This window comes from Pseudomonas sp. TSO6, assembly GCF_056098905.1.
Window position 1 is genome coordinate 39,964 of record NZ_JBLZWV010000008.1, and the last position, 26,387, is coordinate 66,350.

A 26,387-nucleotide genomic window follows, 5' to 3' on the forward strand; every position below is an offset into this window, starting at 1 on the left:
GCATAAACAAGGAAGTATACGGCGCGCCAGTATGACGCGGCAAAGCGTCGCGTAGATGCCGTCAAGCTGTCGGACTGATAGAATCGCCGCCGGTTCACACGAGGTTAATCCATGCACGACACCCACAACGAGCGCATGAGTGGCGGCGAAACCCGCGCCGCTGGCGGCCTTGCCCTGGTCTTTGCCTTTCGTATGCTGGGCATGTTCATGGTCTTGCCGGTGCTGGCCACCTACGGCATGGACCTGGCCGGCGCCACGCCAGCGCTGATCGGCCTGGCCATCGGTGCCTATGGCCTGACCCAGGCGGTATTGCAGATCCCGTTCGGCATGATTTCCGACCGCATCGGCCGTCGGCCGGTGATTTACCTGGGGCTGGTGATCTTTGCCCTGGGCAGCGTGCTGGCGGCCCAGGCCGATTCCATCTGGGGGGTGATCGCCGGGCGTATCCTGCAGGGCGCGGGGGCGATTTCTGCCGCAGTCATGGCGCTGCTGTCCGACCTCACTCGCGAGCAACACCGGACCAAGGCCATGGCTATGATCGGCATGAGCATCGGCCTGTCGTTCGCGGTCGCCATGGTCGTCGGCCCATTGCTGACAAGTGCCTTTGGTTTGTCAGGATTGTTCCTGGCCACGGCGGGTCTTGCCCTGGTCGGCATCCTGTTGGTCGCGTTTGTCGTGCCCAACTCGCACAGCATCCTGCAGCACCGCGAGTCGGGTGTAGCGCGCCAGGCCATCGGCCCGACCCTGCGCCATCCGGACCTTCTGCGCCTGGACGTGGGCATTTTTGTTCTGCACGCCATTCTCATGGCCAGCTTCGTCGCATTGCCACTGGCCTTCGTCGAGCGCGGGGGCCTGCCCAAAGAGCAACACTGGTGGGTGTACCTGACCGCGTTGTTCATCTCATTTTTTGCAATGGTCCCGTTCATCATCTACGGCGAAAAGAAGCGCAAGATGAAACGTGTGTTGGCCGGTGCGGTCAGTGTCCTGCTGCTGACAGAGATATACTTCTGGGAGTGGGCTGACGGTTTGCGCGGACTGGTGATTGGCACCGTGGTATTCTTTACCGCATTCAACCTGCTGGAGGCTTCGCTGCCTTCGCTGGTCAGCAAGGTGTCGCCTGCCGGTGGCAAGGGGACGGCAATGGGGGTTTATTCCACCAGCCAGTTCCTTGGCGCTGCCTTGGGAGGAATCCTCGGTGGCTGGTTGTTCCAGCACGGCGGGCTGAACATGGTGTTCCTCGGTTGCGCGGTACTGTGTGCCATCTGGCTGGTCGTCGCGCTTCGCATGAACGAGCCGCCCTATGTGACCAGCCTGCGCATGCCGCTGACGCCAGAGGCAGTCCGGGAAGCCGGCCTGACCGAGCGCCTGATGGCCGTGCCGGGTGTGACCGACGCCGTTGTGGTGGCTGAGGAAGCCGCCATCTATATCAAACTGGATACGAAAATTTTGGACCGTACGACCCTCGAGCGCCTGGTTAACCCGGCCTCTTCGGCGTGCGAAGCCTAGGAGAACGTTATGGCCCGTGGGGTTAACAAAGTCATTCTGGTCGGCACCTGTGGCCAGGATCCCGAAGTCCGCTACCTGCCCAACGGTAACGCCGTGACCAACCTGAGCCTGGCCACCAGCGAGCAGTGGACCGACAAGCAGTCGGGCCAGAAGGTCGAGCGTACCGAGTGGCACCGTGTGTCGCTGTTCGGCAAGGTTGCCGAAATTGCCGGCGAGTATCTGCGCAAGGGTTCGCAGTGCTACATCGAAGGCAAGCTGCAGACCCGCGAGTGGGAAAAAGACGGTATCAAGCGCTACACCACCGAGATCATCGTCGACATCAACGGCACCATGCAGCTGCTTGGCGGCCGTCCGCAAGGCCAGCAGCAAGGCGGCGACCCGTACAACCAGGGTGGCGGCAACTACAACCAGGGTGGCGGCCAGCAGCAACAGTACAACCAGGCACCGCCTCGCCAGCAGGCCCAGCGCCCGCAACAGGCCCCTCAGCGCCCAGCGCCCCAGCAGCCTGCACCGCAGCCGGCCGCTGACTTCGACAGCTTCGATGACGATATTCCGTTCTGATTCGAGCGGTCAGGCGTCAAGCAAAACCAGAAACCCAGGGCAGCTGCCTTGGGTTTTTTTATGCGTGAGCTCAGGCATCGCCATCCAGCGCTGTCTGGGCAAACTGCGCGTCCAGCTCTGGCGTTGCGCCGCTGATGCCGATGCCACCGATATGCTGGCCGTCGCCGTCGATGATCGGCAAACCGCCGCCCAACAGGGTGAAGCCTGGCAAGGACGCGTAGGGATTGGCTGGTAGTGAGGCGCTGCGGTCCGCCAGCGAGCTGGAGGAAAGTGGGAAGCGGGCAGAAGTCGAGGCCTTGAGTTGCGCGACCTGGATGCTGCCGCTGCTGGTGCCGTCCATGCGGTGGAAGTGCTTCAGGTTGCCATGGCTGTCGACGATGCTTATGACGATGGCATAACCGTGGGCACGGGCTGCGCGCTCGGCGTTGGCGGCCATTGTTCGAGCAGCTTCGGAAGTGATGGGGGACGTAGGGCTGGTTTTCGGAGGGGCCGCCAGCGACGGTGCTGCCATTAATAGCGAGGCCATCAAGAGTGTGACGCGGCTGAAGTTCTTGTTCATGTGAGCACCATCCCTAGGATTTTTCGCGACGCTAGCAAGCAACAGTCACTCTTGGATGTAGTCCGTTTCTGAAGTTGGCGTGGGGCTACTGCCTGGCAGGTGGTTTTTTTGCTTTTAGTTACATGTCAGGCAATGAAGTGGGCCGCTAGGTACTCAGGCAACCACAAGCCATGCACCAACTGCATCGCCCCTGACCCAAGTCATCGCACGTTTGGGATTCTTGACTAGTCTTACCTGTTGGCGGCCGTCAAAACCGCCACCGTGACTACCAAGAGGCGCCGGCCATGTTCCGCGCGTCCACCACCTGATCAGGAGTGCACGATGGACCTCAACCGTCGGCAATTCTTCAAGGTCGCCGCCGTCGGCCTTGGAGGCTCGAGCCTGGCGGCGTTGGGCATGGCCCCGACGCCGGCATTCGCCGAGCAGGTGCGTCACTTCAAGCTGGCGCACACGAAAGAAGCCCGTAACACCTGCCCTTACTGCTCTGTCGGCTGTGGCCTGATCCTGTACAGCCAGGGCGATGCGGGAAAAAACGTAAAACAGAGCATCATCCATATCGAAGGTGACGCCGACCACCCGGTCAACCGCGGCACTCTGTGCCCGAAGGGCGCCGGCCTGCTGGACTTTATCCACAGCCCAAGCCGCCTGCAGTACCCCGAGGTACGCAAGCCGGGTAGCAAGGAGTGGGTGCGGGTCAGCTGGGACGAGGCGCTCGACCGCGTCGCCGACCTGATGAAGCAGGACCGCGACGCCAACTTCATCGAGAAGAACGCCCAGGGGCAAACCGTCAACCGCTGGCTTACCACCGGTTTTCTTGCTGCCTCCGCCGCCTCCAGCGAGGCTGGCTACCTGACCCACAAGGTCGTCCGCGCAACAGGCATGCTGGGGTTCGATAACCAGGCACGTGTCTGACATGGCCCGACGGTGGCAAGTCTTGCCCCGACGTACGGCCGTGGCGCCATGACCAACCACTGGTCCGATATCGCCAACGCGAATCTGGTCCTGGTGATGGGTGGCAACGCAGCAGAAGCGCATCCGTGCGGCTTCAAATGGGTGACCGAGGCCAAGGCGCACAACAAGGCGCGGCTGATTGTGGTCGACCCACGGTTTACCCGTACCGCTTCGGTGGCGGACTACTACGCGCCGATCCGCACCGGTACCGACATCGCCTTCATTGGCGGGCTGATCAATTACCTGCTGAGCACCGACAAGATCCAGCACGAATACGTGCGCAACTACACCGACGTGTCGTTCATCGTCAAAGAGAGCTATGGCTTCGAGGACGGGCTGTTCAGCGGCTACGACGAGGCCAAGCGCGTGTATGCCGACAAATCCGGTTGGGGTTACGAGCTGGGTGAGGACGGTTTTGCCAAGGTCGACCCGACCCTGCAGCACCCGCGTTGCGTGTTCCAGCTGATGAAGCAGCATTACAGCCGCTACACCCCTGAGCTGGCGAGCATGATCTGTGGCATGCCACAGGACGCCATGATGAAGGTCTGGGAAGAGATCGCCACCTGCTCGGTACCGGGCAAGACCATGACGATTCTCTATGCACTGGGCTGGACGCAACACTCCATCGGTGCGCAGATCATCCGCAGCGCGGCCATGGTCCAGCTGTTGCTGGGCAACGTCGGCATGCCAGGTGGCGGGGTCAACGCACTGCGTGGGCATTCCAACATCCAGGGCCTGACCGACCTCGGCCTGCTGTCGAACTCGCTGCCGGGTTACCTGACCCTGGCTGGGGATGCCGAGCAGGACTACGCCACCTACATCGACAAGCGCGCATCCAAACCGCTGCGCCCGGGGCAACTGTCGTACTGGCAGAACTACGGCAAGTTCCACGTCAGCCTGATGAAGGCATGGTATGGCGCCAACGCCACGGCAGAAAACAACTGGGGTTATGACTGGCTGCCCAAGCTCGACGTGCCTGCCTATGACGTGCTGCGCATGTTCGAGATGATGAGCCAAGGCAAGGTCAACGGCTACGTCTGCCAAGGCTTCAACCCGATCGCTGCGCTGCCGGACAAGAACCGCGTGACTGCGGCATTGGGCAAGCTCAAGTGGCTGGTGATCATGGACCCGCTGGCTACCGAAACCTCGGAGTTCTGGCGCAACGCCGGGCCATTCAACGATGTCGATACGGCCAGTATCCAGACCGAAGTGATCCGCCTGCCCACCACCTGCTTCGCCGAGGAGGATGGCTCGCTGGTCAACAGCAGCCGCTGGCTGCAATGGCACTGGAAGGGCGCCGACGGCCCGGGTGAGACCCGTACCGACGTGCAGATCATGAGCGAGCTGTTCCTGCGCATGCGCCAACGCTACCAGGCCGAGGGCGGTGCCTACCCTGACGCGATGATGAACATCAGCTGGCCGTACAAGATTCCTGAAGAGCCATCCCCGGAGGAGCTGGCCAAGGAGATGAACGGCTGGGCAGTCACCGACCTTACCGACGCCACCGGCGCCACGCTCAAAGCCGGCCAGCAGCTGTCGGGCTTCGGGCAATTGAAGGACGATGGCAGCACCGCGTCCGGCTGCTGGATCTTCGCCGGCAGCTGGACCGAGCAGGGCAACCAGATGGCTCGTCGTGACAACAGCGACCCCTACGGCATGCATCAGGTGCAGAACTGGGCCTGGGCCTGGCCGGCCAACCGCCGCATCCTCTACAACCGTGCCTCCAGCGACCCGCAAGGCAAGCCGTGGGACCCGGAGAAAAAGCGCCTGGTGTGGTGGAACGGCAAGGCCTGGACCGGCACCGACGTGCCTGACTTCAAGGTCGACTCGCCACCGGAAGCGGGGATGAACCCGTTCATCATGAACCCTGAAGGCGTGGCGCGCTTCTTCGCCATCGACAAGATGGCCGAAGGCCCGTTCCCCGAGCATTACGAGCCATTCGAAACGCCGATTGGCATCAACCCGCTGCACCCGCAGAACAAGAAGGTGGTCAGCAACCCGGCCGGGCGCATCTTCGACTCGGTGTGGGACACCCTCGGCACCCACGACGAGTTCCCCTATGCGGCGACCACCTACCGGCTCACCGAGCACTTCCACTTCTGGAGCAAGCATTGCCGGCTCAACGCCATTGCCCAGCCGGAGCAGTTCGTCGAGATCGGCGAGGTACTCGCCAAGGAGAAAGGCATCAAGGCCGGCGACCGGGTGCGGGTGTCGAGCAAGCGCGGGCATATCGATGCGGTGGCGGTAGTGACCAAGCGGATTCGCCCGCTGCAGGTCAACAACCAGACCGTGCACCAGATCGGCATCCCGTTGCACTGGGGCTTCACCGGCGCCACGCGGCATGGCTACCTGACCAACACCCTGGTGCCATTCCTGGGTGATGGAAACACGCAGACGCCGGAGTCCAAGTCGTTCCTCGTCAAAGTGGAGAAACTCTGATGGCCAGCCAAGACATCATCGCCCGCTCGGCCACCACCACCGTACCGCCTTCGGTACGCCAGCAGCAGGAAGTCGCCAAGCTGATCGATACCACCAAGTGCATCGGCTGCAAGGCCTGCCAGGTGGCGTGTTCGGAGTGGAACGAACTGCGTGACGAGGTCGGCCACAACCACGGCACCTACGACAACCCCCAGGACCTCACTGCCGAGACCTGGACCCTGATGCGCTTCACCGAGCACGAGCGCGACGACGGCAACCTGGAGTGGCTGATCCGCAAGGATGGTTGCATGCACTGCGCCGACCCAGGTTGCCTGAAAGCCTGCCCGAGCCCGGGGGCGATCATCAAGCACGCCAACGGCATCGTCGACTTCAACCAGGACCACTGCATCGGTTGCGGTTACTGCATCACCGGCTGCCCGTTCAACATCCCGCGCATCTCGCAGAAGGACCACAAGGCGTACAAGTGCACGCTGTGTTCCGACCGTGTGAGCGTGGGACTGGAGCCGGCCTGCGTGAAAACCTGCCCGACCGGGGCGATCGTGTTCGGCAGCAAGGACGAGATGAAGGTGCACGCCGCCGAGCGCATCGTCGACCTGAAGTCGCGCGGCTACGACAAGGCCGGTTTGTACGACCCGGATGGCGTTGGCGGCACCCATGTGATGTACGTGCTGCACCATGCCGACACGCCGAAGCTGTACGCCGGCCTGCCGGACCAGCCGGTGATCAGCCCGCTTGTGGGGCTGTGGAAGGGCTTCACCAAACCGCTGGCGCTGCTGGCCATGGGCGCGGCGGTATTGGCCGGGTTCTTCCACTACGTGCGGGTTGGCCCGCAGCGGGTAGAGGAGGACGAGCACCCCGCGCCGCCCGATGACAGCGTGCACCAGGTAGACCCGGCGGTGCATGTCTACGATCCGAAGCAGCCCGGTGGGCAAGGGGAGCAGCGGCCATGAACGACAACAAACCCATCCTGCGCTACAACGCCAACGAGCGGACCAACCACTGGATTGTCGCCATCCTGTTCTTCATGGCCGGGCTTTCCGGGCTGGCGCTGTTTCACCCGGCGCTGTTCTGGTTAAGCCATCTGTTCGGCGGTGGGCCGTGGACGCGCATCCTGCACCCGTTCATGGGTGTGGCGATGTTCGTGTTTTTCCTCGGCCTGGTGTTCCGCTTCTGGCGCGCCAACTTCATAACCGCCAACGACCGCCTGTGGTTGCGTCGCATTGATCGGGTGATGGTCAACCGCGAAGAAGGCGTGCCCCCCATTGGTAAATACAACGCCGGGCAGAAACTGCTGTTCTGGACGCTATTGCTGTGCATGCTGGTGTTGTTGATCAGCGGCGTGGTGATCTGGCGGGCCTATTTCAGTCACTTCTTTGATATAGGCTCGATTCGCCTGGCATCGCTTGCCCACGCACTGGCGGGCTTCGTGCTGATCCTCAGCATCATCGTGCACATCTACGCCGGCATCTGGATCAAGGGCTCGATCGGCGCCATGCTGCATGGCTGGGTCAGCCGTGCCTGGGCGCGCAAGCACCATGCGTTGTGGTACCGCGAAGTGACCGGCGACAAGACGCCAGGCAATCACGGACGAAAAGAAGGATGAGCGCTTGAGCACGATACTTGAACCCGGGCAGATCGAGGCATCGGCGGTAGCGCCGCCGTTCCTGCATCTGCCCCCCGCCAATCTGTTCGAACTGCGCGCTGCGCGCCTTGAGCAACTGGCCGATGGCAATGCCCTTGGCGACTATCTGCGGCTGATCGCGCAGTTGTGCCGCATCCAGCAGCAGCTTGTGGATAACCCGCCCGGTGGTATGCCGGTGGCAGAGGAGCGTCAACGCCTGTGCATAAGTCATGGCTTGCCACCGCTGGCGGCCGACAGCCTGGTGCGTGAAGCGCCTTGGCTTGTCTGGTTGCAGGCCCTGCTGGAGCACTGCAGCGGCGCTCCAGGCGGCCCGTTGGGTGAAGCATTGCAGGTGCTGCGCAGCAGTGATGACCATCAGCGCAAGGGCTGGGGCATCGCCTTGCTGGCGGGCCAGTACGACGCGGTGCCTGCGGCGTTGGTGCCGTTTTTGGGCGCTGCGTTGCAGGCGGCCTGGTCCAGTTGGTTGCTGGCGCTGCCGGCGCCTGAGCTCAAACCCGCCGGTAGCCTGGCCCAGTGTCCGGCGTGCGGTTCGCCGGCAATGGCCGGGGTGGTGCGTAACCGCGGCAAGCACAATGGCTTGCGCTATCTGGCCTGTTCGCTGTGTGCCTGTGAATGGCATGTGGTGCGGGTCAAGTGTGTGTACTGCGAGTCGAGCAAGGACTTGCGCTATACCAGCCTGGAAGATGACCGCCATGCGCCGGGCAAGGCACCGCTGCGAGCGGAGTGCTGCCCGTGGTGCAATACGTACCTGAAGCAGAATTATCTGGAAAACGACGCGGCGGCCGAGCCGCTGGCCGACGACCTGGCCAGCCTGGTGCTGGATATGCGCCTGGACGAGGAGGGCTTCCATCGCCTGGCGCCCAACCTGATGCTCGCGCCGGGTAGTGGGTGAGTGTCTACACTGGAACACCGAGTTGCCTTCTTCGCGGGTAAACCCGCTCCCACAGGTACTGCGCAAGCCTTGAGTGCAGCCCGGACCCTGTGGGAGCGGGTTCACCCGCGAAGAGGCCAGTACAGACACCGGATCAGCCAAGGTAGTACCGCATGTCTTCAAGCCTCGCCAGCGACACCCTACGCCTGCCTTCCATCGACACCCTCCTGCGCCACCCGGCCGGCCTCGCACTGATCGACCGCCACGGCCGCGACGCGGTCCTGTCCACCCTGCGCCAGCTGCTCGACGACCTGCGCGCCCCCGCCCGCAACGGTGAACTCACCCCCGCCGAACTGGCCCCCGAAATCCTCTTGGGCCGCACCGGCGAACGCCTGGCCGTTCAGCAGCGCAGCCAGGTCCGGCGCGTGTTCAACCTCACCGGCACCGTACTGCACACCAACCTCGGTCGCGCCCTGTTGCCCGAAGAAGCGATCGAGGCCATGCAAACCGCCGCCCGCTATCCCCTCAATCTGGAATTCGACCTGGCTACCGGTAAGCGCGGCGACCGTGACGATTTGATCGAAGGTTTGATCCGCGAGTTGACCGGCGCCGAAGCCGTCACCGTAGTCAACAATAATGCCGCCGCTGTGCTGCTGGCGCTCAACAGCCTGGGCGCGCGCAAGGAGGGCATCATCTCCCGCGGCGAGCTGATCGAGATCGGCGGTGCCTTTCGTATCCCCGACATCATGGCCCGTGCTGGTGTGAAACTGCACGAGATCGGCACCACCAACCGCACCCACGCCCGCGACTACGAAGCTGCCATCGGCCCACGTACCGGCCTGCTGATGCGCGTGCATTGCAGCAACTACAGCATCCAGGGCTTCACCACCCAAGTGCCCACGGCCGAGCTGGCGCGCATCGCCCACCAACATGAGCTGCCGCTGCTCGAAGATCTGGGCAGTGGCAGCCTGCTAGACCTTACCCGCTGGGGCTTGCCCGCTGAGCCGACGGTGCGTCAGGCGCTGGCTGACGGCGCCGATATCGTCACCTTCAGTGGCGACAAACTGCTGGGCGGGCCGCAAGCCGGGATCATCGTCGGTCGCAAGGACTTGATTGCCAGGATCAAGAAAAACCCGCTCAAGCGTGCGCTGCGCGTCGACAAGATCACCCTCGCTGCACTCGAAGCGGTGCTGGCGCTGTACCGTAACCCCGACCGCCTGGCCGAGCGCCTGCCCAGCCTGCGTCTGTTGACCCGCAGCCAGGCCGAGATACAGGCCCAGGCCGAGCGCCTGGCCCCAGGGCTAAAGGCTCACCTCGGTGAGCAATGGGCTGTCAGCGTGGAGCCCGCGCTGGGCATGATCGGCAGTGGCAGCCAGCCGGTGGCGCGCTTGCCCAGTGCAGCCCTGTGCCTGCGCCCGCAGGTGTCGAAGAAGTTGCGAGGACGCAGCCTGCATGTGCTGGAACGGGCAATGCGTGAACTGCCGGTGCCGGTACTTGGCCGTATCGATGACGACGCCCTGTGGCTGGACCTGCGCCAACTGGATGACGAGCTCCAGTGGCTGGCGCAGTTGCCCGCCCTGCAACTGGGGCCGGTGCAGTGATCGTCGGTACCGCCGGCCATATCGACCACGGCAAGACCGCACTGCTGCAGGCGTTGACCGGGCAGGCCGGCGACCAGCGCCAGGAGGAGCGTGCCCGCGGCATGACCATCGATCTGGGGTATCGCTACGCGGCGTTGGCCGAAGGCGCACCGCTGACTGGCTTCATCGACGTGCCGGGCCACGAGCGCTTTATCCACAACATGCTGGCCGGTGCCCACGGTATCGACCTGGTGTTGTTGGTGGTGGCTGCCGACGACGGGGTCATGCCGCAGACCCGCGAGCACCTGGCGATCATCGAGCTGTTGGGCATTCCTCAGGCCTTGGTGGCGATCAGCAAGTGTGACCGGGTCGAGCTGGCGCGCCTGGCCGAAGTGCGGGCGCAAGTCAGCGAACTGCTGGCGCCCGGGCCGTATGCCGGTGCGCGGCAGTTTCCCGTCTCCAGCATCAACGGGGAAGGCATAGACGCGCTGCGTCAGGCCTTGCTGGAGGCCGAGGCAGCGGTGCGCAAGCGCAGCGCTGGTGGCGGTTTTCGCCTGGCCGTCGACCGCGCTTTCGCGGTTACCGGTGCCGGCGTGGTGGTCACGGGCACGGCGCTGGCCGGGCGGGTCAGTGCCGGCGACACCTTGTTGCTGGGCAAGGCCGGCAAACCGGTGCGGGTGCGTGGCCTGCATGCGCAGAACCAGGCCGCGCTGGTGGCCGAGGCAGGCCAGCGCGTGGCGTTGAATATCACGGCCGAACGGCTGGCGATGGAGCAGGTGCATCGGGGTGACTGGCTGGTGCCCGAGTGGCTGTATGCGCCCAGCGTGCGGGTGGATATCGAGCTGAACCTGCTGCCGGGCGAGCCCCGCGCATTTGAACATTTCAGCGCTGTACACGTGCACCTCGGCACCCAGGATGTAACGGCCCGGGTGGCCTTGCTCGAAGGTGAGTCCTTGGCAGCGGGCCAGCGCATGTTCGCCCAGCTGCTGCTCAATGCGCCGTTGCAGGCCGTGCACGGCGATCGCCTGGTGCTGCGTGACCAGCGTGCCCAGCGCACCTTGGGGGGCGGCAAAGTACTCGACCCGTTCGCGCCAAGCCGGCAGCGCCGCAGCGATGAGCGCCTGCGCCAGCTGCAGGTGCTGCGGGATGCCGACGACCTGGAACAGGCCCTGCCTGCGCTGCTCGCCAGCGCTCCCGGTGGCATCGATCCCCAGCGGCTTGAGCGGCAGTTCAATCGCCTGCGCGCAACCTGGCAGTTGCCAGAAGGGGTATTGGTGGTGGCCACGCGGCAGGGGCAGCTGCTGTTCGCCAACGCCCAGTGGCAGGCGCTGAAGCAACAGGTGCTGGAGCACTTGGCGCGTTTTCATGAGCAAGAGCCTGACCAACTGGGCCCGGACCGTGACCGCCTGCGTCGCTTTGCGGCCTTGCCGCTGGAGCGGCCGGCTTTCGTCAGCCTGCTGGATGAACTGCTCGATGACGGCGCCATCGCCAGCAGCGGGCCCTGGCTGCATTTGCCCGATCACAAGGTGCAGTTGAGCGAAGCCGACAGTGCGTTGTGGGCGCGCTTGCAGCCGAAGTTGCTGGCGGGACAATACGATCCGCCCTGGGTCAGGACGCTGGCAACTGAGGAGAATTGCGCCGAAGCCGAAGTGCGCCTGCTGCTGCGCAAGCTGGCTAGGCTTGGTGTGGTGCACCAGGTGGTGCGTGACCTGTTCTACCCAGAGGCGACGCTACAGCGCATGGCAGAGCTGTTGCTGGGGCAGGCCAGCGAAACGCCGATAGTGCAGGTGGCCGCGTTTCGCGATATGTTGGGCATCGGTCGCAAGCGCAGTGTGCAGATTCTGGAATATTTCGACCGCATCGGCCTGACCCGGAGGGTGGCCGACCAGCGTCACATCCGCGCCGACAGCGCCCTGGCCCAGCAACAGGCCAGGCACTGAGTTCAAGGAAGGCAATCGCGCCCGGTGGCGCGGCCGGGCTTCAAACCCGGTTGGGGACGGCAGCCGTTCCCGGGCAGGTTCGACTCCCGCTGCCTTCCGCCATTTTCATTCGCCTGTCGGGGCTCTACGGGGCGCTTCACAGCGCTTGGGACTTGCACGGGACCTGTGGGAGCGTGTTCACCCGCGAAGAGGCCCTGAAGGGTGAAGCCTAAGCCCGCTCCCCACACAGATCCAGGGCAAACCACTGTTCTGCAGTATCCACATCCAACCCCGCCCCCAGCAGCGCAACCATCTTGCCCAGCGCCGCCTCACGGGTCATGCCACCGCCACTGACCAGCCCGGCCCCACGCAAGCGGTTACCCGCCGCATAGGTATCGAACACCACCGAACCCTCAGGGCACTGGCTGATCGCTGCCAACATCACGCCACGCTGGCGCGCCGCCCGCAGCACATTCAGCAGCGCCTGGTCATCCGACGGCCCGGTACCGCTGCCGTAGCACTCCAGCAGCAAACCCTGCACACCACTGTCGATCAAGGCCTGCAAGTGCCCGGCCTGCAGCCCGGGGAACACCGGCACTATCGCCAGGTTGACCGGCTGGCGCGGGTGCTTGTAGCCAAGCTCGGCGGGAGTCGCCCCGGCCCGCTCGCCGTCGCGATGGCGCGGCAACGCAGCAAAGGCATCGAACGCCTCGCTGCGCAGCTTCGACGCCCGGCAGCCATGCAGCAGCTGATCGTGGAAGTACAGCTGCACGCCATTCTCCAGCCCTTGTTCGAACTGGCGCAGCGCACCGCACAGGTTGGCCCAGGCATCGCTGTCTGCGGCACCTGCCGGCAGCATCGAGCCGGTCAGCAGCACCGGGACTGGGAGGCCCAGCAGCAAAAACGACAACGCCGCGGCGCTGTAAGCCATGCTGTCGGTGCCATGCAATACCAGCACGCCATCATGGCCTGCCACATCCACGGCTTCGACGATGGCATCGCGCATCGCCAGCCAGTTGTGCTGTTGCATATTGGCGCTGTCGAGCAGCGGGTTCAGCTCCTGAAGCGACCAGTGCACCTGGGGGGCATCGGCCATCTTGGCAAAGTGTTCACGCATCCGCGCTTCGAAGCCACCGGCCGGCGCCAGGCCTTCCGGGGTTTCGAGCATGCCGATGGTGCCACCGGTATAGAGAACGAGAAGATTCTTTACTGCACGCATGGAAAACATCCGTAGCGGTGAGCCGAGAAAGAAAAGCCGCCCGCGGAAGGGGCGGCTGGGCAGGGGAGGATATCAGCGCTGCGGCTGAGCCTGGACGGCTGCTTTGTCAGCGGCTGTTTCCACCTGTGGGTTGGCAGGCCAGGCATTGCGGTCCAGGTCCAGGTCGGCGAACTTGCTCGAGTCGAACACAGGCTGGCCGATACCGGCTCTGCGCTGGTCGTCGTAGTCGCGCATCACGCGCAGGCCGACCTTGAACAGCAGGGCCAGGGCCACCAGGTTGACGAAGGCCAGGCAGGTCATGGTGATGTCGGCGAAGGCGAACACGGTCGACAGGTCTTGCATCGAGCCCCACACCACCAGTGCCAGCACCAGGCCACGGAACACCATCAGCACCACGCGGTTACGGGTGAGGAACTGCAGGCTGTTCTCGCCCAGGTAGTAGTTGTAGAGGATGCAGGTGAACACGAACAGCGACAGCGCCACGCTGACGAACACACGGCCCCAGTCACCGACCACGGCGGCCAGCGAGTTCTGGGTCAGGACAATGCCGTCACCCTCGAAGCCCGGGGTGTAGAAGCCCGACAGCAGGATCAGCAGCGCGGTGCAGGTGCAGATCACGAAGGTATCGAGGAACACACTGAAGGCCTGGACCACGCCCTGGGCGCCCGGGTGTTTCACGGCTGCCACGGCGGCGACGTTCGGCGCACTGCCCAGGCCGGCTTCGTTGGCGAACACACCACGCTTCACACCCATGACGATGGCGCTGCCCAGCAGGCCGCCAAACGCCGGGTCGAGGCCGAAGGCGCTCTTGAAGATGGTTTCCAGCATGGCTGGCACGTGTTCGATCTGGGTGCCGATCACGTACAGGGTCACGCCGATGTAGGCCAAGGTCTTGATCGGTACCAGCAGGTCCGACACTGCGGCGATGCGCTTGATGCCGCCGATGAAGGTGATGGCCAGCAGCACTGCCAGGACGATACCGGTCTGGCTTGGGGCAAAGTCAAAGGCGTTCTGCAGCGAGTGGGTGACGGTGTACGACTGCAGGCCGATGAAGGCGAAGCCGTAGGTGACCAGCAGCAGGACCGAGAACACGATGGCCATGCTTTTGCGCTTCAGGCCGTGCTGGATGTAGTAGGCCGGGCCGCCACGGTACAGGCCGTCGCCGTCGGCGCGCTTGTAGACCTGGGCCAGGGTGCATTCGAAGAAGCTGCTGGACATGCCCACCAGTGCGGTGACCCACATCCAGAACACGGCGCCCGGGCCACCCAGGGTCACCGCGATACCGACACCGGCAATGTTACCGGCGCCAACGCGGCCGGCCAGGCTCAGCATCAGGGCCTGGAAGGAGCTCAGCTGGCCTGCCTGGCCACGCAGCGATTCCTTGAAAACGGTGAACATGTGGCCGAAATGGCGGAACTGAACGAAACGCGAACGGATAGTGAAGTAGCTACCCAGCCCTACGATCAGCACGATGAGGAGTTTCCCCGAAAGGAAATCGTTGAGTACTTCGAGCATTGGAAAATGACCTCGATTCTTATTCTTCGTGTGGAATGACCAGCGGACGGCAGGCGCACCGCTATTCGTTGGGGCGAATGGTTGGCCATGACAAGAGTCGTTACAATTTCGCGGGTTGCTCTGACTTGATGCTAGTTGATGCTACAATGGCGTCATTCGCGTCACCTGGGTTCCGCACATGAGCGATCATTTCGCCACCAACCTCAAGCTGGCCTGCAGCCACTACCGCTCTATCTCCGAAGTTTGCCGGCAGCTCTCTATCAACCGCGCGCAGTTCAACAAGTACCTGAGCGGGCAGAGCCGTCCGACGGCGTTCAACCTCAAGCGCATTGGCGATTTTTTCGGGGTCGAGGATTACGAACTGAACCTGCCGGCCGAGCAGTTCGCCCGGCTGATCGGCGCTCGCGTGTCCACCTTGGCCGAGCAGCCCAGCGACCCGATCAGCGAACTGTTCCGCCCGCTGCATGATCATGCGGGCAACCTGTCGCGCTATTGCGGTTATTACTTCGAGTATTCCAACTGCATGTCGGTGCCGGGCACGATCCTGGTCTCGCTGGTGCACCTGTGGGAAGAGCGCGGCCGTTTCCTGTTCGAGCGCCAGGAGCGCCAGGAGCGTTCCAGTGCCACGGATCAGCATGCCGAGGTGCGCTGCCGCTACCTGGGCGCGGCGTTTCAGCTGCAGGACCGGGTGTTCCTCATCGACTACGAGTCGCTCACCTTCAACGAAATGAGCCAGACCATTCTCATCCCCAGCTTCAAAAGCCGCATCACCCGCCTGAACGGCCTCAAGGCCGGGGTTTCCAGCGGCGACCGGCGCAACCCGGCCTGCACCCGGGTGGTGTGGGAGTACCTGGGCGAGGAGATCAATCGCATCAATGCTTATCGTCAGGTAAAACTGTACCGGCCGGATGACCCACGTATAGATGATGATGTGCGTGAGCGGTTGAGTGTGGGGCCGTTGCGCAACAGTTTGTTCGAGATCGAGTAATGCTCAACAAGTCAGGCGTCTTCGAGGATGAATCCCGCCACGGCGCTGGCAACCTGATCCGCAATCGCTGGGGTACTGCGTAAGTGGGAAGCGATGCCATGGTCGCAGTCGGTAAGAAACAGGCATTGCAAACGCGCTGCTGGAACTGATTGCATCAGGGCCTGGGTAACTTCTTCGGGAATCGGGCTGTAGCGCTCGGCACCGGCCAGCCACAGGCTACCTGCACTGGTCCCTGGGCCTTTGCCGAATCGTTGTGAGTTGAGCCCGTCATACTCGCCAATCACCATCAGCACTCTGCCTTGGAACTGCTTGAGGAAGGCGTAGCTGTCGCTGTCCAGAAAGCCGTAGGGTTTGCTGATGGCTGTGGTGAATGCCGGGCCAAACGGCGCCCGGTGAGCATCATCTGGATAAACTGCCGGGCAGATCAACACGATGCGGTTCACTTTCGGCAACCGTGCTGCAAGTTTCAGCGTGATTGCAGCGCCCAGGCTGTGGCCGATCAGTGTTTGGCATCGAGCTGCGATATGCGTATGAAAGCGCTGTGCCTCTTCGAGGTTGGTAGCCAGTGACGCTGCCACTGCGCCTGGCTCGCTGGCGAGGCTGTGACCAGAAAGATTGCCGGTGAGCGACCCGATGCCAGCGGCTTGCAAGCGATAGAGCAGTGGGTTGAGCCGGGTAAAGTCCGAGCGCGCGCCACCCAGCACCAATGCCGGCGCTGCGCGCTCGGTATCAGGTACCAGCAACCGGGCCTGTTGCTGGTAGTTCCCAAACGCTTCGTTGATAAACAGTTCTTTGCCCGGGGCGGGTTCGTCAAATTGCCATTTCAGACGCTGAGAAGATCCCTTTTGCAAGTGCATGGCGCCCTCTAGAAAAACTGATCGAGCCACTCGCCGAGTGGATTGCCCGTGTCGAGCAGTAGTTTGAATGCCATGATGATGCAGACACTGACCAGCAGCGGCTTTATGAGGCGAGAGCCGAAACGAACTGCGCAGCGCGCACCTAATTGTGCGCCCAGAAAGGCGGCAATCGCCATTGCCAGCGCCAGCGGCCAGATGATCGCTCCGCTGAGTAAAAATACTGACAACGCGCCCAGGTTGCAGGCTGCGTTCAAAAGCTTGCTGGTGCACACGGCTTGTATCAGCTGTTGGCCTAGTAGCACTACGCAGGCCAGCATGAAGAACGAGCCGACGCCAGGGCCGAAGATACCATCATAAAACCCAATGATTGGCGCAACCGTTACGCAGAACAGGCTACTCGATAACTTCGCCTTACGCGTTTGCTCATTCGGCTTTGGACTAAAGGCAAAGTAGATTGCTATCAGGATCAGCAAGGGTGGGACACATGCCTGCAAAAAGCTTTTGGGCACGTAGGTTATGGACAAGGCCCCCAAGGCCCCTCCAATAAACGACATCACCGCCATTGGGCTGCCTCGCCTCCAGTCGATCATGCCTTTTCGGGCGAAAGCGCATGTAGCCGAAACGGTAGCCGAAGCGGCTTGGACTTTATTCGTGGCAATTGCTGCCAAGGGCTCTATACCGGCGATAAATAGCACCGGGAGCGTGATCAAGCCTCCGCCTCCGGCGATCGCATCGAAAAAGCCGGCCATGAGTGCAACGAGCGCGAGTATCAGAACAAGCGTCAAATCGAATTCGATCATCGTTTTTCTCAGTGATTAACCACGAACCAGAAGGGGGTCTTCAACGAGAACCAGCGGTTCTGCTAAGGGGAGTATCCGAATTGACGGATGAGCAGGCGCCGGTTGTCCTGGACCCTGTCGCGACCGTGCAAGGCTCGGCTGTTGTTGATCAACAATGCGCTATCAGGCTGGAGGACGAACGCCAGCGGTTGTGCGTTATCGAGCTTTTTTTGAAATGTAGTGAAAGCACGCGCGGCTGCGTTGCAAGCACGATCACTCAGGCGGAAGCGGTAGCTGTTGTAACGAATTGAGAAACCACCATTGGGCTCGAACTGAAGTATTGAAACTTCTTTACCCGCATTGCCCTTGCCTTTAGCGAAACAGTCACTGCGCGTAAAGTCGAAAGACCTTGAAGTCAGCGCAAGTGTATCCAGGCTGCTCAAGCATTCGATGATTTCCCTGAGCGGGAACACATGCGTAGGCTCATTGGCGGGATTCCAGCGGGCAGTGAGGATAAGCGCGGAGGGGGCCGGGGAGTGACCGTTTCTGGCGATTGTTGAGCAGTTGTACGGGGCTTCAGTGTGCGGTCCCAAGTACAAGCCGGCATGTGAGCTGGTTTCCACTGCCAGGCAGGGGGCTTCGTTGGGGCGTGGGATACGGCCACCTCCCTTGAAGTTACCAACCAGGCGGACCTGTTTGCCTTCATTGTCGATATCAAAAGCGAAACTGCGATGACGCGCGAGTTCCAGCAGCAGTTGATTTCGTGAAGCGAGGTATAGGCAGCGAGGGCTTTGCGCCAGGTCGCAGATTTCGGGTAGGTGTTCAGGTATCGGCTCGTCGGCACAACGCATTTGCCTGAACATCAAGGTTGACACGTTGCCTTCGTCGAAGCGCTGCAGCAGCGAACGTTGTTTTTCATCCAAGCCTTTTTCGAGCTGATCGGCGAAGGCACGAGCTTCAAATGCTGCACCCTTGGCTTCCGGTCCGCCCAAGTCCGCAATGGTTTGACTTGCAAGGGCTATGGCCCGACTTTGGTCCGGGCGGAAATCCAGGTATGCGGCTTCGGGATGGGGCATTGAACGTTCCTTGTACTTGTTGTCAGGAGGCTCCCCGCCTGGCAAGCAAGAGAGTCAACTATTCAATGCAGTTACGCCTCTGCGGGGAAGCCAGCTCTTTCCTGATGCGTCGTAGGATTTTTCTCTGTCGGCTGTGTCGTGCAGTGAAACTCCAGATCCACGACTCCCCTGAGGCCTTGGCGAGGCTCGACGTTGGACTTCCCCGCCCGGAAACCGCAAAATGCCCCTTTCCTTCATCAACCTCTCGGATCTGCTGACTCTATGCGTATGCGCCTAATGCTGTTGGGTGGTGGCAATGCCCTCGGGCAAGCGCTGATTCGTCTTGGGGCCGAGGAGGACATTGCTTTCCTGGCACCGCGCCCGCCCGAGAACGGCTGGACGCCGGCCAACCTCACTCAGTTGCTCGACGATCACCGCCCCGACGCCTTGGTCAACCTGGCCTATTACTTCGACTGGTTCCAGGCCGAGTCGGTCAGCGAGCAACGCCTGGCTCAACAGGAGCGGGCAGTGGAGCGGCTGGCAGAGCTGTGCCAGCACCACCAGATCACCCTGGTGCAGCCATCCAGCTACCGGGTATTCGATGGTTCGCGGGCCACCGCCTACAGCGAAAAGGATGAGCCAGTACCGCTTGGCCTGCGTGGCCAGGCTTTGTGGCGCATCGAACAGAGTGTGCGCGCAACCTGCCCGCAGCATGTGCTGCTGCGCTTCGGCTGGTTGCTAGACGAGAGCATCGACGGCTCGCTGGGCCGCTTCCTGACCCGTGCAGAGCAGCCGCAAGAGCTGCTGCTGGCCGATGACCGGCGTGGCAACCCGACACCGGTCGACGATGCCGCACGGGTGATTCTGTCGGTGCTCAAGCAGCTCGATTGCAGTGCGCCGCTGTGGGGCACTTACCATTACGCCGGCAACGAGGCGACCACGCCGCTGGCGCTGGGCCAGGCTATCCTTACCGAAGCAGGCCAATACCGCCAACTGGCGGTGCAGGCGCCGACACCGCAGGCCCATGCGGCACGGCCGGATGCCAGCGAAGAGCCGCAGAACGCTGTACTGGCCTGCAAGAAAATCCTTCATACCTTCGGCATCAAGCCGCGCGCCTGGCGCGCCGGCCTGCCGCCTCTACTGGACCGGTTCTACCGCCATGGCTGACGCCCCCATCCTGATCACCGGCGGTGCCGGCTTCATTGGCTCCCACCTGTGCGATGCGTTGTTGGACAAAGGCTACGCCGTACGCATTCTCGACGACTTCTCCACCGGCCGGCGCAGCAACCTGCAGGTTGACCACCCACGGCTAGAGCTGATTGAAGGCGATGTGGCCGACGCCGGGCTGGTCACGCAGGCTGCGGCAGGCTGCAGTGCCGTGGTGCATCTGGCGGCGGTGGCCTCGGTGCAGGCCTCGGTCGAAGACCCGGTGCGTACCCACCAAAGCAACTTCATTGGCACCCTTAATGTGTGCGAAGCCATGCGCGTGCATGGTCTGCGCCGGGTGCTGTTTGCCTCCAGTGCGGCGGTGTACGGCAACAATGGCGAGGGTGAATCGATTGCCGAAGACACGCCCAAGGCGCCGCTGACGCCCTACGCCGTGGACAAGCTGGCCAGTGAGCAGTACCTGGACTTCTACCGCCGTCAGCATGGCCTGGAGCCGGTGGTGTTCCGCTTCTTCAATATCTTCGGGCCACGCCAGGACCCGTCCTCGCCGTATTCCGGGGTAATCAGCATCTTCTGCGAGCGCGCAGTGCAGGGCTTGCCGATCACCATCTTCGGCGATGGCGAGCAGACCCGCGACTTCCTTTACGTGGGCGACCTGGTGCAGGTAATGGTGCAGGCACTGGAGCAGCCCCAGGTCGAGGAGGGGGCGGTGAACATCGGCCTCAACCAGGCCACCTCGCTGAACCAGTTGCTGGTGGCGCTTGAGAAGGTGGTGGGCAGCTTGCCGGCGATCAGCCATGTGGCGGCGCGTTCGGGTGATATTCGCCATTCGCGGGCGGACAACCAGCGGTTGCTGGCGCGGTTCGAGTTTCTGCAGGCGACGCCGATGGTTGAAGGTCTGGCGCGGCTACTGGGTAAAAGCTGATAGCGCTGGGGCCGCTTTGCGGCCCTTTCGCGGCACAAGGCCGCTCCTACAACGACCGCGTAAAGCCAATGGACTTACTGTCACTGTGGGAGCGGCCTTGTGTCGCGATGGGCTGCGCAGCAGCCCTAAAAATCACCCATGCCGCACAACCCTGCGCAGGCAATCCTCGGCCCCCAGTACCCGCCCATCCACAGCCCGCACCTGCAAAGTCTCAAGCGCCTGCCCCGTAACACCCTCCACCAATTCAGAACGCGCTTCCCCCGCCTCAAACAGATACCGCTCCCCCCACTGCCTCAAGCCAACCACCACCGGAAACACCGACCGCCCTTTCTCGGTCAGCACATATTCCTTGTAGGCACTGCCATCCGATGCCGGCTGTGTCATCAGCAACCCGCTTTCCACCAGCAGCTTGAGCCGTGAGGCGAGGATGTTCTTCGCCAGCCCCAGGTTCTTCTGAAACTCACTGAACCGCCGCAGGCCATCGAAGGCATCGCGCAGGATCATCAGTGCCCAGCGATCACCCAATACCTCCAGGGCTCGGGCCACCGGGCATTGGGCATTGTTTTCATCGAGCATGGGGTGGGCCTTTCCTGATTGTCTGGTTGCAGATTAAAACCACATTTGCTAAATAGCCAGGGGTGGTTTCAAATCGAAACCAAATTGACGAGGCCTGACCGATGACATCTGCGCTGACACGCGGGCTAACCCTGCTGCTTGCCATCACCAGCGCCATGGCGGTGGCGACAGTGTACTTCGCCCAACCTTTACTTGAATCGATGGCCGCCGACCTGGGTGTGGTGCAGCAGCAAATTGGCTGGGTAGTCGGCGTGACCCAGGCAGGCTATGCCCTGGGGCTGCTACTGATCGTGCCACTGGGGGACCTGATCGACCGCAAGCGCCTGTTGCTGGGCCAGTTGCTGTTTTCTGCCCTGGCGCTGGTCGGCGTCGGCATGGCGCCCAACTGGGCGATGTTGCTGCTGGCCTTGGCCATCACCGGGCTGATGGCCGTCATGGTGCAGATAATGGTGGCGCATGCGGCCAGCCTGGCTTCACCCGGTGAGCAGGGGCAGGCCGTGGGCACCGTCACCAGTGGCGTGGTGCTGGGGATTCTATTGGCGCGCCTGGTGGCAGGTGGGCTTGCTGACTTGGCCGGTTGGCGCAGTGTGTATCTGGTTGCCGCAGGGCTGCTGACGCTGCTGGCCCTGGTTCTGTGGCGCAGCCTGCCCGGTGGGCAGCCGCTCGTACACCGGCCTGGCTACCGGGCGTTGATCGTGTCCCAGTTCCGTTTGTATCGGGAAGACAGGCTGCTGCGCCAGCGCGGCGTGTTTGGCGTATTGATCTTCGCTGCGTTCAGCGTGCTGTGGAGTGCCATGGTCATGCCCCTCAGCGCCGCGCCATTGGCGTTGAGCCATACCGAGATTGGCCTGTTCGGCCTGGCAGGTGTTGCGGGTACTTTGGCGGCTGCGCGCGCCGGTCGCTTGGCCGACCAGGGGCTGGGAGAGCGCACCACCGGGCTGGCGCTGGCGCTGCTGACGCTGTCGTGGTTGCCCACAGCTTTTGTCGGGCAGTCGCTGATGGCCTTTGTGCTAGGCGTGCTGATGCTGGACTTTGCCGTGCAGGCGGTGCATGTCACCAACCAGAGCCTGTTGCTTGCAGGGCGTGGTGCGATGGCTAGCCGATTGATCGGCGCCTACATGTGCTGCTATTCGCTTGGCAGCGGGCTGGGGGCGGTGCTTGCGAGTTGGGTGCATGCCCGTTGGGGGTGGGCTGCGGTATGTGGGCTTGGCATGGCCTTCAGTGCGGCAGCGCTGGGCTACTGGCTATGGCTGCAACGCGCGAGGGCGGCCGAAGCCGCCCTGCAGTGTTCAGGTCAGAACTTGTAGCCAAGGCCGACCATGTACACCCACGGGTCGACATCGACGTCGACCTTGGTCTTGCTGTAGCCCAGCGCGGTCGGGCCGTTGACACTGGCTTTGGTGTCGATGTCGACGTACCAGACCGAGGCGTTGACCAGCAGGTTTTCGGTCAGCATGTAGTCCATACCCAGTTGGCCGGCAATACCTACCGAATCCTGCAGCTTGAGGTTGCTGAAGCCTTGTTGCTTACGTGCGCTGCTCAGGTCTTCGTCGAAGAACAGGGTGTAGTTGATCCCCACGCCGGCGTACGGCTGGAAGCGCGAATTCGGCTCCATCGGGTAGTACTGCAGCGACAGGGTCGGTGGCAGTTGCTTGATGTCTGCCAGCTTGCCGTCCAGCCCGCCGCCCAGGCCTTTAACGCCGACGGTGTGCTTGAACGGGGTGGCTGCCAGCAGTTCCAGGCCAATGTGGTCGGTGAGCATGTAGGCAAAGGTCAGGCCCAGCTGGGTGTCGCTGTCCAGGGTCGCCTTGGTGCCCGACACCTTGTTGCCGTCGAACTTCAGGTCGCCGCTGCTTTCGTTCGGGGCGGTGGTGATGGCGCCTGCGCGCAGGATCATGTCCCCCGCCTGGTAGGCGTGGGCGGCAGGGGCGGCGAGCGCAAGGGCCACAAGCGAGGCGCCGAGCAAGGACTTGTTCATGGAAGCTCCCAAAGGACGTTATTAATCGAGTAGTCCAATGGTACGGAGCTGTTTAAACAGAAAGTTTGACCCAGCTCAAAGAAGCGTCTTCACGAATTCGAAACAGTTCTCATCTCAGCTCATAAACGTATATTTTCTCGGCTTCCATCTGGTAGCCGGCGTCGGCCAGTTCGCTGCTGGAGGCTCTAACTTGCATCTTTCCCTCGATCCAGTACGGCTGGTAGAGGTCTTCGACGCGCACGCCCATCTCGCTGAAAATATGCACGATCTGGTTCGACGGCGGGGGTGGCACGTGGATGCACGCACCGTAGTAAGGGACCAGCAGGAACTCGGTGGTGCGGCCTTCTTCGCTTACCTCCAGCGGCACGATGTAGCCCGGCAGCTTGACCTGCTGGCCGTCGAGGCCCTTCACCACTGGGGCATCGGGGCCTTGCTGGCGCGCGGCTGGCGCTGACTCCGCAGACAGGGCGTTGCTGAGCTGTGACATGTCATGCAGCGGCGCCAGTTGTGGCGGGATGACCGGGGCGCCTTCGGGGATCAAGGCCGGCCAGTCCAGCTCCTTGGGTTCGGCGGCCCATAGCGGCATTGCTACCAGCAACAGCAGGGTCAGCAGCATGCGCATTGCCGGCCTCTTCGCGGGCATGCCCGCTCCTACAGGTCCTGCACAAGGTTCGAAGCCTGCGGGGCTCCCTGTGGGAGCGGGCGTGCCCGCGAAGCAGGCGGTGAGGTGTCTGATCATTACGCGCACTCAGAGGTGTATGGACAGGCCATCGGCCAGCGACTGCCGATAGGCCCGCCACGCCGGCACGCTGCCCATCAGCAACGCCGCCCCCAGGATGATAGCCAGCAAGGTCCATTCATGAGCACTCGGCAGGGCCAGTGGCAGATACAAGCCATAGTTGGCCTGCACGTACCCCTGCGCCAGGGCAATCCCCGCATACAGCAAGCCAAGCCCGGCCACGATCCCGACCGCCGCCAGTGACAGCGCCTCCAGTACCAGCAGCCCCGCGATATGCCACGGCCTGGCCCCGACCGAACGCAAGATCGCCATCTCCCGGCGGCGCTCGTTGAGGCTGGTGAGAATCGCCGTCAGCATGCCGATCAAGCCGGTCAGCACCACGAACAGCGACACCACGAACAACGCTTGTTCCGCCGTGCCCATCAGGCTCCACAGCTCTTGCAGGGCCACGCCTGGCAGGATTGCCAGCAACGGCTCGCTGCGGTACTCGTTGATCTCGCGCTGCAGGCTAAAGGTCGCGATCTTGTTGTTCAGGCCCAGCATGAACGCGGTAATGGCGGCAGGTTGCAGGTCCATCGTGCGTGCCTGCTCGGCGCTGATGCGCCCGGCGCCTCGGGCCGGTACGCCGTTGTGCCAGTCGATATGGATGGCCTCCATACCGCCCAGGCCGATATGCAGGGTGCGGTCGACCGGTGTGCCGGTGCGCTTGAGCACACCGACCACGGTGAACGGCTTGTCGTCATGCTTGACCAGGCTGATGGCTGCCACGCCGTGGGCCAGCACCAGCTTGTCACCCAGTTTGTAGTGCAGCGCCTCGGCCACTTCGGCGCCGAGCACCACCTCGAACGGGTCGCTGGCAAACTCACGCCCTTGGCTCATTTCCAGATGCTGGCGGCGGCCGTACTGGTAATGGCTGAAGTAATCCGTCGTGGTGCCCATCACTCGGTAGCCGCGGTGCGAGTCGCCCAGCGAGATCGGGATCGCCCACTTCACGCGCGGGTCCTGTGCATAGTGCTCGAAGCTGTCCCAGCGGATGTTGTTGGTAGCGTTGCCAATGCGGAACACCGAATACAGCAGCAGGTTCACCGAACCGGAGCGGGCGCCGACGATCAGGTCGGTGCCGCTGATGGTGCTGGCGAAGCTGGCGCGCGCTTCTGTGCGAACACGTTCCACCGCCAGCAGCAGGCACACTGACAGGGCGATGGCGAAGGCGGTGAGAAAGGCGGTGAAGCGGCGGTTGGCCAGGCTGGCCAGGGCAAGGCGGAGCAGGTACATCAGGCCTCCCGGGGCTTGGCGGCGCGGTTGAGGTCGGCCAGGGAAAGGTGACGGTCGAACAGTGGTGCCAGGCTCTGGTCGTGGCTGACGAACAGCAGGCTGGCACCGGCTGCGCGGCATTCATCGAACAGCAGGCGGATGAACGCTTCGCGTGTGTCGGCATCCAGCGCCGAGGTCGGTTCGTCGGCAATCACCAGTTCTGGCTGGCCGATCAGGGCGCGTGCGGCGGCGACCCGCTGTTGCTGGCCGATCGACAGGCTGTCGGCGCGGCGGGCGAGCAGGGCGGGGTCGCCCAGGCCCAGGTGGGCCAGCAGCGTGCCGGCCGCCTGGTCGACACTGCCATGGCGCTGCTCGGCGCGGGCCTTGCGGCTGTGCGAGAAGCGGCAGGGCAGCTCGACGTTTTCACGTACAGAGAGAAACGGCAGCAGGTTGAACTGCTGGAAGATGTAACCGGTGTGATCGACCCGAAAGCGGTCGCGGGCGCCCTGGCCCAATTTGCCGAGGTCCTGGCCAAGCAACTGGATGCGGCCCTGGGCCGGCACGTTCACCCCGCCGAGCAGGCCCAGCAAGGTGGTCTTGCCACTGCCGCTGGGGCCCTTGAGGAACAGGGCTTCACCCGCGTCCAGGTGGAATGCCGGAATATCCAGCAACGGCGGCTGACCTGGCCAGCCGAACACCAGGTCATGCAGTTTGATCAACGGCTGGCCCATTCAGAAGGCGACCGCTGCCTTGGCCGGCGTGGTTTCCACGCCTTTCTGGCCGTTGGGGCCGATCAGTTGCACGTTGATTTTCTGGGTGGCCGGGAAAGCCTTGAACAGTGGCGCCAGGTCCACCTGTGCCAGTTTGTCGGGGTTGGCACAGGCGAGCTGGTAATGGGCACCGATGTCGCTGTGCTGGTGGCCGTGCGCGTGTTCGTCACCCTCGTCGTCGGCTTTCAGGGCATCACCGAACAGCGGGCTTTCCAGCTCCTGCTGTTCTTCCTTGCAGTTCGCTGCTGCAGAAAGGCCGAACAGCTTGAGGGGTTGTTCGAGTTGCTGGCGCACGGCGGCGACCTTGGCCTTGTCTGCATCGCTGCTGGCGGCATGCTCGAAGCCCACCAGGTTCATTGCCGGGCTGTCCAGCTCCAGCTCCAGGGTGTTGTCATCAAGCACGACGTTGAGCTTGGCCACGCCATGCTCGTGGGCGCCGAGCGTGCCGTGGGCGTGGTCATGATCATGGTCATCGTGGGCATGGGCCACGGCCAGTGGCAGCAAGGCGAAGGGCAGGGCGAGCAGCAGGCGACGCAT

The 26,387-nt window shown here is 63.0% G+C and carries 23 protein-coding genes, 1 tRNA gene and 1 pseudogene; 13 read left to right on the top strand and 12 right to left on the bottom strand.

What is annotated here, in order from left to right; all coding sequences use genetic code 11:
- Positions 1–111 precede the first annotated feature (111 nt).
- Positions 112–1,506: an MFS transporter gene (locus ACN6NG_RS02415; protein WP_016497748.1), complete on the top strand. Its 1,395-nt coding sequence runs from the start codon at positions 112–114 to the stop codon at positions 1,504–1,506.
- 9 nt (positions 1,507–1,515) lie between these two features.
- Complete coding sequence (locus tag ACN6NG_RS02420) at positions 1,516–2,067, top strand: single-stranded DNA-binding protein (protein ID WP_016497749.1); 552 nt, start codon at positions 1,516–1,518, stop codon at positions 2,065–2,067.
- 70 nt (positions 2,068–2,137) lie between these two features.
- Here the strand turns inward: ACN6NG_RS02420 and ACN6NG_RS02425 are convergent, their stop codons facing one another.
- Complete coding sequence (locus ACN6NG_RS02425) at positions 2,138–2,626, bottom strand: GlcG/HbpS family heme-binding protein (RefSeq protein WP_080889261.1); 489 nt, start codon at positions 2,624–2,626, stop codon at positions 2,138–2,140.
- Positions 2,627–2,947: 321 nt separating this feature from the next.
- Here ACN6NG_RS02425 and fdnG point away from each other — a divergent pair, with 321 nt between their 5' ends.
- The 7 genes from fdnG (at position 2,948) to ACN6NG_RS02460 (ending at position 12,151) form a co-directional block, all read left to right on the top strand.
- Positions 2,948–6,016 (top strand): formate dehydrogenase-N subunit alpha, encoded by a 3,069-nt coding sequence (fdnG, locus tag ACN6NG_RS02430; RefSeq protein ID WP_474312859.1) that lies wholly within the window; start codon positions 2,948–2,950, stop codon positions 6,014–6,016.
- Complete coding sequence (gene fdxH / locus ACN6NG_RS02435; RefSeq protein WP_063424888.1) at positions 6,016–6,966, top strand: formate dehydrogenase subunit beta; 951 nt, start codon at positions 6,016–6,018, stop codon at positions 6,964–6,966. Before fdnG ends, fdxH begins: the two co-directional genes overlap by 1 nt.
- Positions 6,963–7,619, top strand: a complete 657-nt coding sequence (locus ACN6NG_RS02440; RefSeq protein WP_059395832.1) for a formate dehydrogenase subunit gamma — start codon at positions 6,963–6,965, stop codon at positions 7,617–7,619. The genes fdxH and ACN6NG_RS02440 overlap by 4 nt, the downstream gene beginning before the upstream one ends.
- 4 nt (positions 7,620–7,623) lie before the next feature.
- The gene (gene fdhE / locus ACN6NG_RS02445) at positions 7,624–8,550 is read left to right on the top strand and encodes a formate dehydrogenase accessory protein FdhE (protein ID WP_474312860.1); all 927 of its coding nucleotides are present in this window, start codon (positions 7,624–7,626) and stop codon (positions 8,548–8,550) included.
- Between the two features lie 152 nt (positions 8,551–8,702).
- Positions 8,703–10,130 carry an L-seryl-tRNA(Sec) selenium transferase gene (gene selA, locus ACN6NG_RS02450; RefSeq protein ID WP_063424887.1) on the top strand — a complete coding sequence of 476 codons (1,428 nt, stop codon included), beginning with the start codon at positions 8,703–8,705 and terminating at the stop codon, positions 10,128–10,130.
- Positions 10,127–12,049 (top strand): selenocysteine-specific translation elongation factor, encoded by a 1,923-nt coding sequence (gene selB, locus ACN6NG_RS02455; protein WP_474312861.1) that lies wholly within the window; start codon positions 10,127–10,129, stop codon positions 12,047–12,049. The genes selA and selB overlap by 4 nt, the downstream gene beginning before the upstream one ends.
- 6 nt (positions 12,050–12,055) lie before the next feature.
- A tRNA-Sec gene (locus ACN6NG_RS02460) sits at positions 12,056–12,151 on the top strand.
- A gap of 106 nt (positions 12,152–12,257) precedes the next feature.
- On the opposite strand, the gene ACN6NG_RS02465 is transcribed toward ACN6NG_RS02460, so the two are convergent.
- Entirely contained in the window at positions 12,258–13,247 is a 990-nt protein-coding gene (locus ACN6NG_RS02465; protein ID WP_474312862.1) for an asparaginase, read from the bottom strand.
- A gap of 72 nt (positions 13,248–13,319) precedes the next feature.
- On the bottom strand, positions 13,320–14,762 hold the full coding sequence (locus ACN6NG_RS02470) for an alanine/glycine:cation symporter family protein (protein WP_353456945.1): 1,443 nt from the start codon (positions 14,760–14,762) through the stop codon (positions 13,320–13,322).
- A 178-nt stretch (positions 14,763–14,940) separates the two neighbouring features.
- Between ACN6NG_RS02470 and ACN6NG_RS02475 the strand changes: the two genes are divergently transcribed.
- On the top strand, positions 14,941–15,750 hold the full coding sequence (locus ACN6NG_RS02475) for a helix-turn-helix domain-containing protein (protein WP_016497761.1): 810 nt from the start codon (positions 14,941–14,943) through the stop codon (positions 15,748–15,750).
- Between the two features lie 11 nt (positions 15,751–15,761).
- Here ACN6NG_RS02475 and ACN6NG_RS02480 read toward each other — a convergent pair whose 3' ends face one another.
- From ACN6NG_RS02480 to ACN6NG_RS02490, 3 genes and pseudogenes are all read right to left on the bottom strand, one after another.
- A complete protein-coding gene (locus ACN6NG_RS02480; protein WP_474312863.1) occupies positions 15,762–16,607 on the bottom strand; it encodes an alpha/beta hydrolase in 846 nt (281 codons plus the stop codon).
- Between the two features lie 8 nt (positions 16,608–16,615).
- Positions 16,616–17,407 (bottom strand): TSUP family transporter, encoded by a 792-nt coding sequence (locus ACN6NG_RS02485; protein ID WP_016497763.1) that lies wholly within the window; start codon positions 17,405–17,407, stop codon positions 16,616–16,618.
- A 15-nt stretch (positions 17,408–17,422) separates the two neighbouring features.
- A pseudogene (locus tag ACN6NG_RS02490) lies at positions 17,423–18,462 on the bottom strand (Fe(II)-2OG oxygenase family protein).
- 261 nt (positions 18,463–18,723) lie between these two features.
- Between ACN6NG_RS02490 and ACN6NG_RS02495 the strand changes: the two are divergent.
- The gene (locus ACN6NG_RS02495) at positions 18,724–19,608 is read left to right on the top strand and encodes a sugar nucleotide-binding protein (protein WP_016497765.1); all 885 of its coding nucleotides are present in this window, start codon (positions 18,724–18,726) and stop codon (positions 19,606–19,608) included.
- Positions 19,601–20,533 carry an NAD-dependent epimerase/dehydratase family protein gene (locus tag ACN6NG_RS02500; RefSeq protein WP_474312864.1) on the top strand — a complete coding sequence of 311 codons (933 nt, stop codon included), beginning with the start codon at positions 19,601–19,603 and terminating at the stop codon, positions 20,531–20,533. The genes ACN6NG_RS02495 and ACN6NG_RS02500 overlap by 8 nt, the downstream gene beginning before the upstream one ends.
- 132 nt (positions 20,534–20,665) lie before the next feature.
- Here ACN6NG_RS02500 and ACN6NG_RS02505 read toward each other — a convergent pair whose 3' ends face one another.
- Positions 20,666–21,109, bottom strand: a complete 444-nt coding sequence (locus tag ACN6NG_RS02505; RefSeq protein ID WP_063424873.1) for a winged helix-turn-helix transcriptional regulator — start codon at positions 21,107–21,109, stop codon at positions 20,666–20,668.
- A gap of 101 nt (positions 21,110–21,210) precedes the next feature.
- Here ACN6NG_RS02505 and ACN6NG_RS02510 point away from each other — a divergent pair, with 101 nt between their 5' ends.
- The gene (locus ACN6NG_RS02510) at positions 21,211–22,416 is read left to right on the top strand and encodes an MFS transporter (RefSeq protein ID WP_063424871.1); all 1,206 of its coding nucleotides are present in this window, start codon (positions 21,211–21,213) and stop codon (positions 22,414–22,416) included.
- Here the strand turns inward: ACN6NG_RS02510 and ACN6NG_RS02515 are convergent.
- The 5 genes from ACN6NG_RS02515 to ACN6NG_RS02535 all read right to left on the bottom strand — a co-directional run bounded on the left by ACN6NG_RS02515 (position 22,404) and on the right by ACN6NG_RS02535 (position 26,387).
- Positions 22,404–23,087, bottom strand: a complete 684-nt coding sequence (locus ACN6NG_RS02515; protein WP_016497769.1) for an OmpW/AlkL family protein — start codon at positions 23,085–23,087, stop codon at positions 22,404–22,406. The genes ACN6NG_RS02510 and ACN6NG_RS02515 overlap by 13 nt on opposite strands.
- Before the next feature lie 109 nt (positions 23,088–23,196).
- Complete coding sequence (locus ACN6NG_RS02520; RefSeq protein WP_474312873.1) at positions 23,197–23,709, bottom strand: DUF3299 domain-containing protein; 513 nt, start codon at positions 23,707–23,709, stop codon at positions 23,197–23,199.
- Between the two features lie 126 nt (positions 23,710–23,835).
- The gene (locus ACN6NG_RS02525; protein WP_063424866.1) at positions 23,836–25,101 is read right to left on the bottom strand and encodes an ABC transporter permease; all 1,266 of its coding nucleotides are present in this window, start codon (positions 25,099–25,101) and stop codon (positions 23,836–23,838) included.
- Positions 25,101–25,811 carry an ABC transporter ATP-binding protein gene (locus tag ACN6NG_RS02530; RefSeq protein WP_474312865.1) on the bottom strand — a complete coding sequence of 237 codons (711 nt, stop codon included), beginning with the start codon at positions 25,809–25,811 and terminating at the stop codon, positions 25,101–25,103. Before ACN6NG_RS02530 ends, ACN6NG_RS02525 begins: the two co-directional genes overlap by 1 nt.
- Complete coding sequence (locus tag ACN6NG_RS02535; RefSeq protein WP_049274640.1) at positions 25,812–26,387, bottom strand: DUF2796 domain-containing protein; 576 nt, start codon at positions 26,385–26,387, stop codon at positions 25,812–25,814.

What these genes read in the sequence shown, in the direction of transcription:
- ACN6NG_RS02415 (WP_016497748.1), top strand. Translation starts at nt 112, where the DNA reads ATGCACGACACCCACAACGAGCGCATGAGTGGCGGCGAAACCCGCGCC.
- ACN6NG_RS02420 (WP_016497749.1), top strand. Translation starts at nt 1,516, where the DNA reads ATGGCCCGTGGGGTTAACAAAGTCATTCTGGTCGGCACCTGTGGCCAG.
- ACN6NG_RS02425 (WP_080889261.1), bottom strand. Translation starts at nt 2,626, where the DNA reads ATGAACAAGAACTTCAGCCGCGTCACACTCTTGATGGCCTCGCTATTA.
- fdxH (WP_063424888.1), top strand. Translation starts at nt 6,016, where the DNA reads ATGGCCAGCCAAGACATCATCGCCCGCTCGGCCACCACCACCGTACCG.
- ACN6NG_RS02440 (WP_059395832.1), top strand. Translation starts at nt 6,963, where the DNA reads ATGAACGACAACAAACCCATCCTGCGCTACAACGCCAACGAGCGGACC.
- selA (WP_063424887.1), top strand. Translation starts at nt 8,703, where the DNA reads ATGTCTTCAAGCCTCGCCAGCGACACCCTACGCCTGCCTTCCATCGAC.
- ACN6NG_RS02465 (WP_474312862.1), bottom strand. Translation starts at nt 13,247, where the DNA reads ATGCGTGCAGTAAAGAATCTTCTCGTTCTCTATACCGGTGGCACCATC.
- ACN6NG_RS02470 (WP_353456945.1), bottom strand. Translation starts at nt 14,762, where the DNA reads ATGCTCGAAGTACTCAACGATTTCCTTTCGGGGAAACTCCTCATCGTG.
- ACN6NG_RS02475 (WP_016497761.1), top strand. Translation starts at nt 14,941, where the DNA reads ATGAGCGATCATTTCGCCACCAACCTCAAGCTGGCCTGCAGCCACTAC.
- ACN6NG_RS02480 (WP_474312863.1), bottom strand. Translation starts at nt 16,607, where the DNA reads ATGCACTTGCAAAAGGGATCTTCTCAGCGTCTGAAATGGCAATTTGAC.
- ACN6NG_RS02485 (WP_016497763.1), bottom strand. Translation starts at nt 17,407, where the DNA reads ATGATCGAATTCGATTTGACGCTTGTTCTGATACTCGCGCTCGTTGCA.
- ACN6NG_RS02495 (WP_016497765.1), top strand. Translation starts at nt 18,724, where the DNA reads ATGCGTATGCGCCTAATGCTGTTGGGTGGTGGCAATGCCCTCGGGCAA.
- ACN6NG_RS02500 (WP_474312864.1), top strand. Translation starts at nt 19,601, where the DNA reads ATGGCTGACGCCCCCATCCTGATCACCGGCGGTGCCGGCTTCATTGGC.
- ACN6NG_RS02505 (WP_063424873.1), bottom strand. Translation starts at nt 21,109, where the DNA reads ATGCTCGATGAAAACAATGCCCAATGCCCGGTGGCCCGAGCCCTGGAG.
- ACN6NG_RS02510 (WP_063424871.1), top strand. Translation starts at nt 21,211, where the DNA reads ATGACATCTGCGCTGACACGCGGGCTAACCCTGCTGCTTGCCATCACC.
- ACN6NG_RS02515 (WP_016497769.1), bottom strand. Translation starts at nt 23,087, where the DNA reads ATGAACAAGTCCTTGCTCGGCGCCTCGCTTGTGGCCCTTGCGCTCGCC.
- ACN6NG_RS02520 (WP_474312873.1), bottom strand. Translation starts at nt 23,709, where the DNA reads ATGCGCATGCTGCTGACCCTGCTGTTGCTGGTAGCAATGCCGCTATGG.
- ACN6NG_RS02525 (WP_063424866.1), bottom strand. Translation starts at nt 25,101, where the DNA reads ATGTACCTGCTCCGCCTTGCCCTGGCCAGCCTGGCCAACCGCCGCTTC.
- ACN6NG_RS02530 (WP_474312865.1), bottom strand. Translation starts at nt 25,811, where the DNA reads ATGGGCCAGCCGTTGATCAAACTGCATGACCTGGTGTTCGGCTGGCCA.
- ACN6NG_RS02535 (WP_049274640.1), bottom strand. Translation starts at nt 26,387, where the DNA reads ATGCGTCGCCTGCTGCTCGCCCTGCCCTTCGCCTTGCTGCCACTGGCC.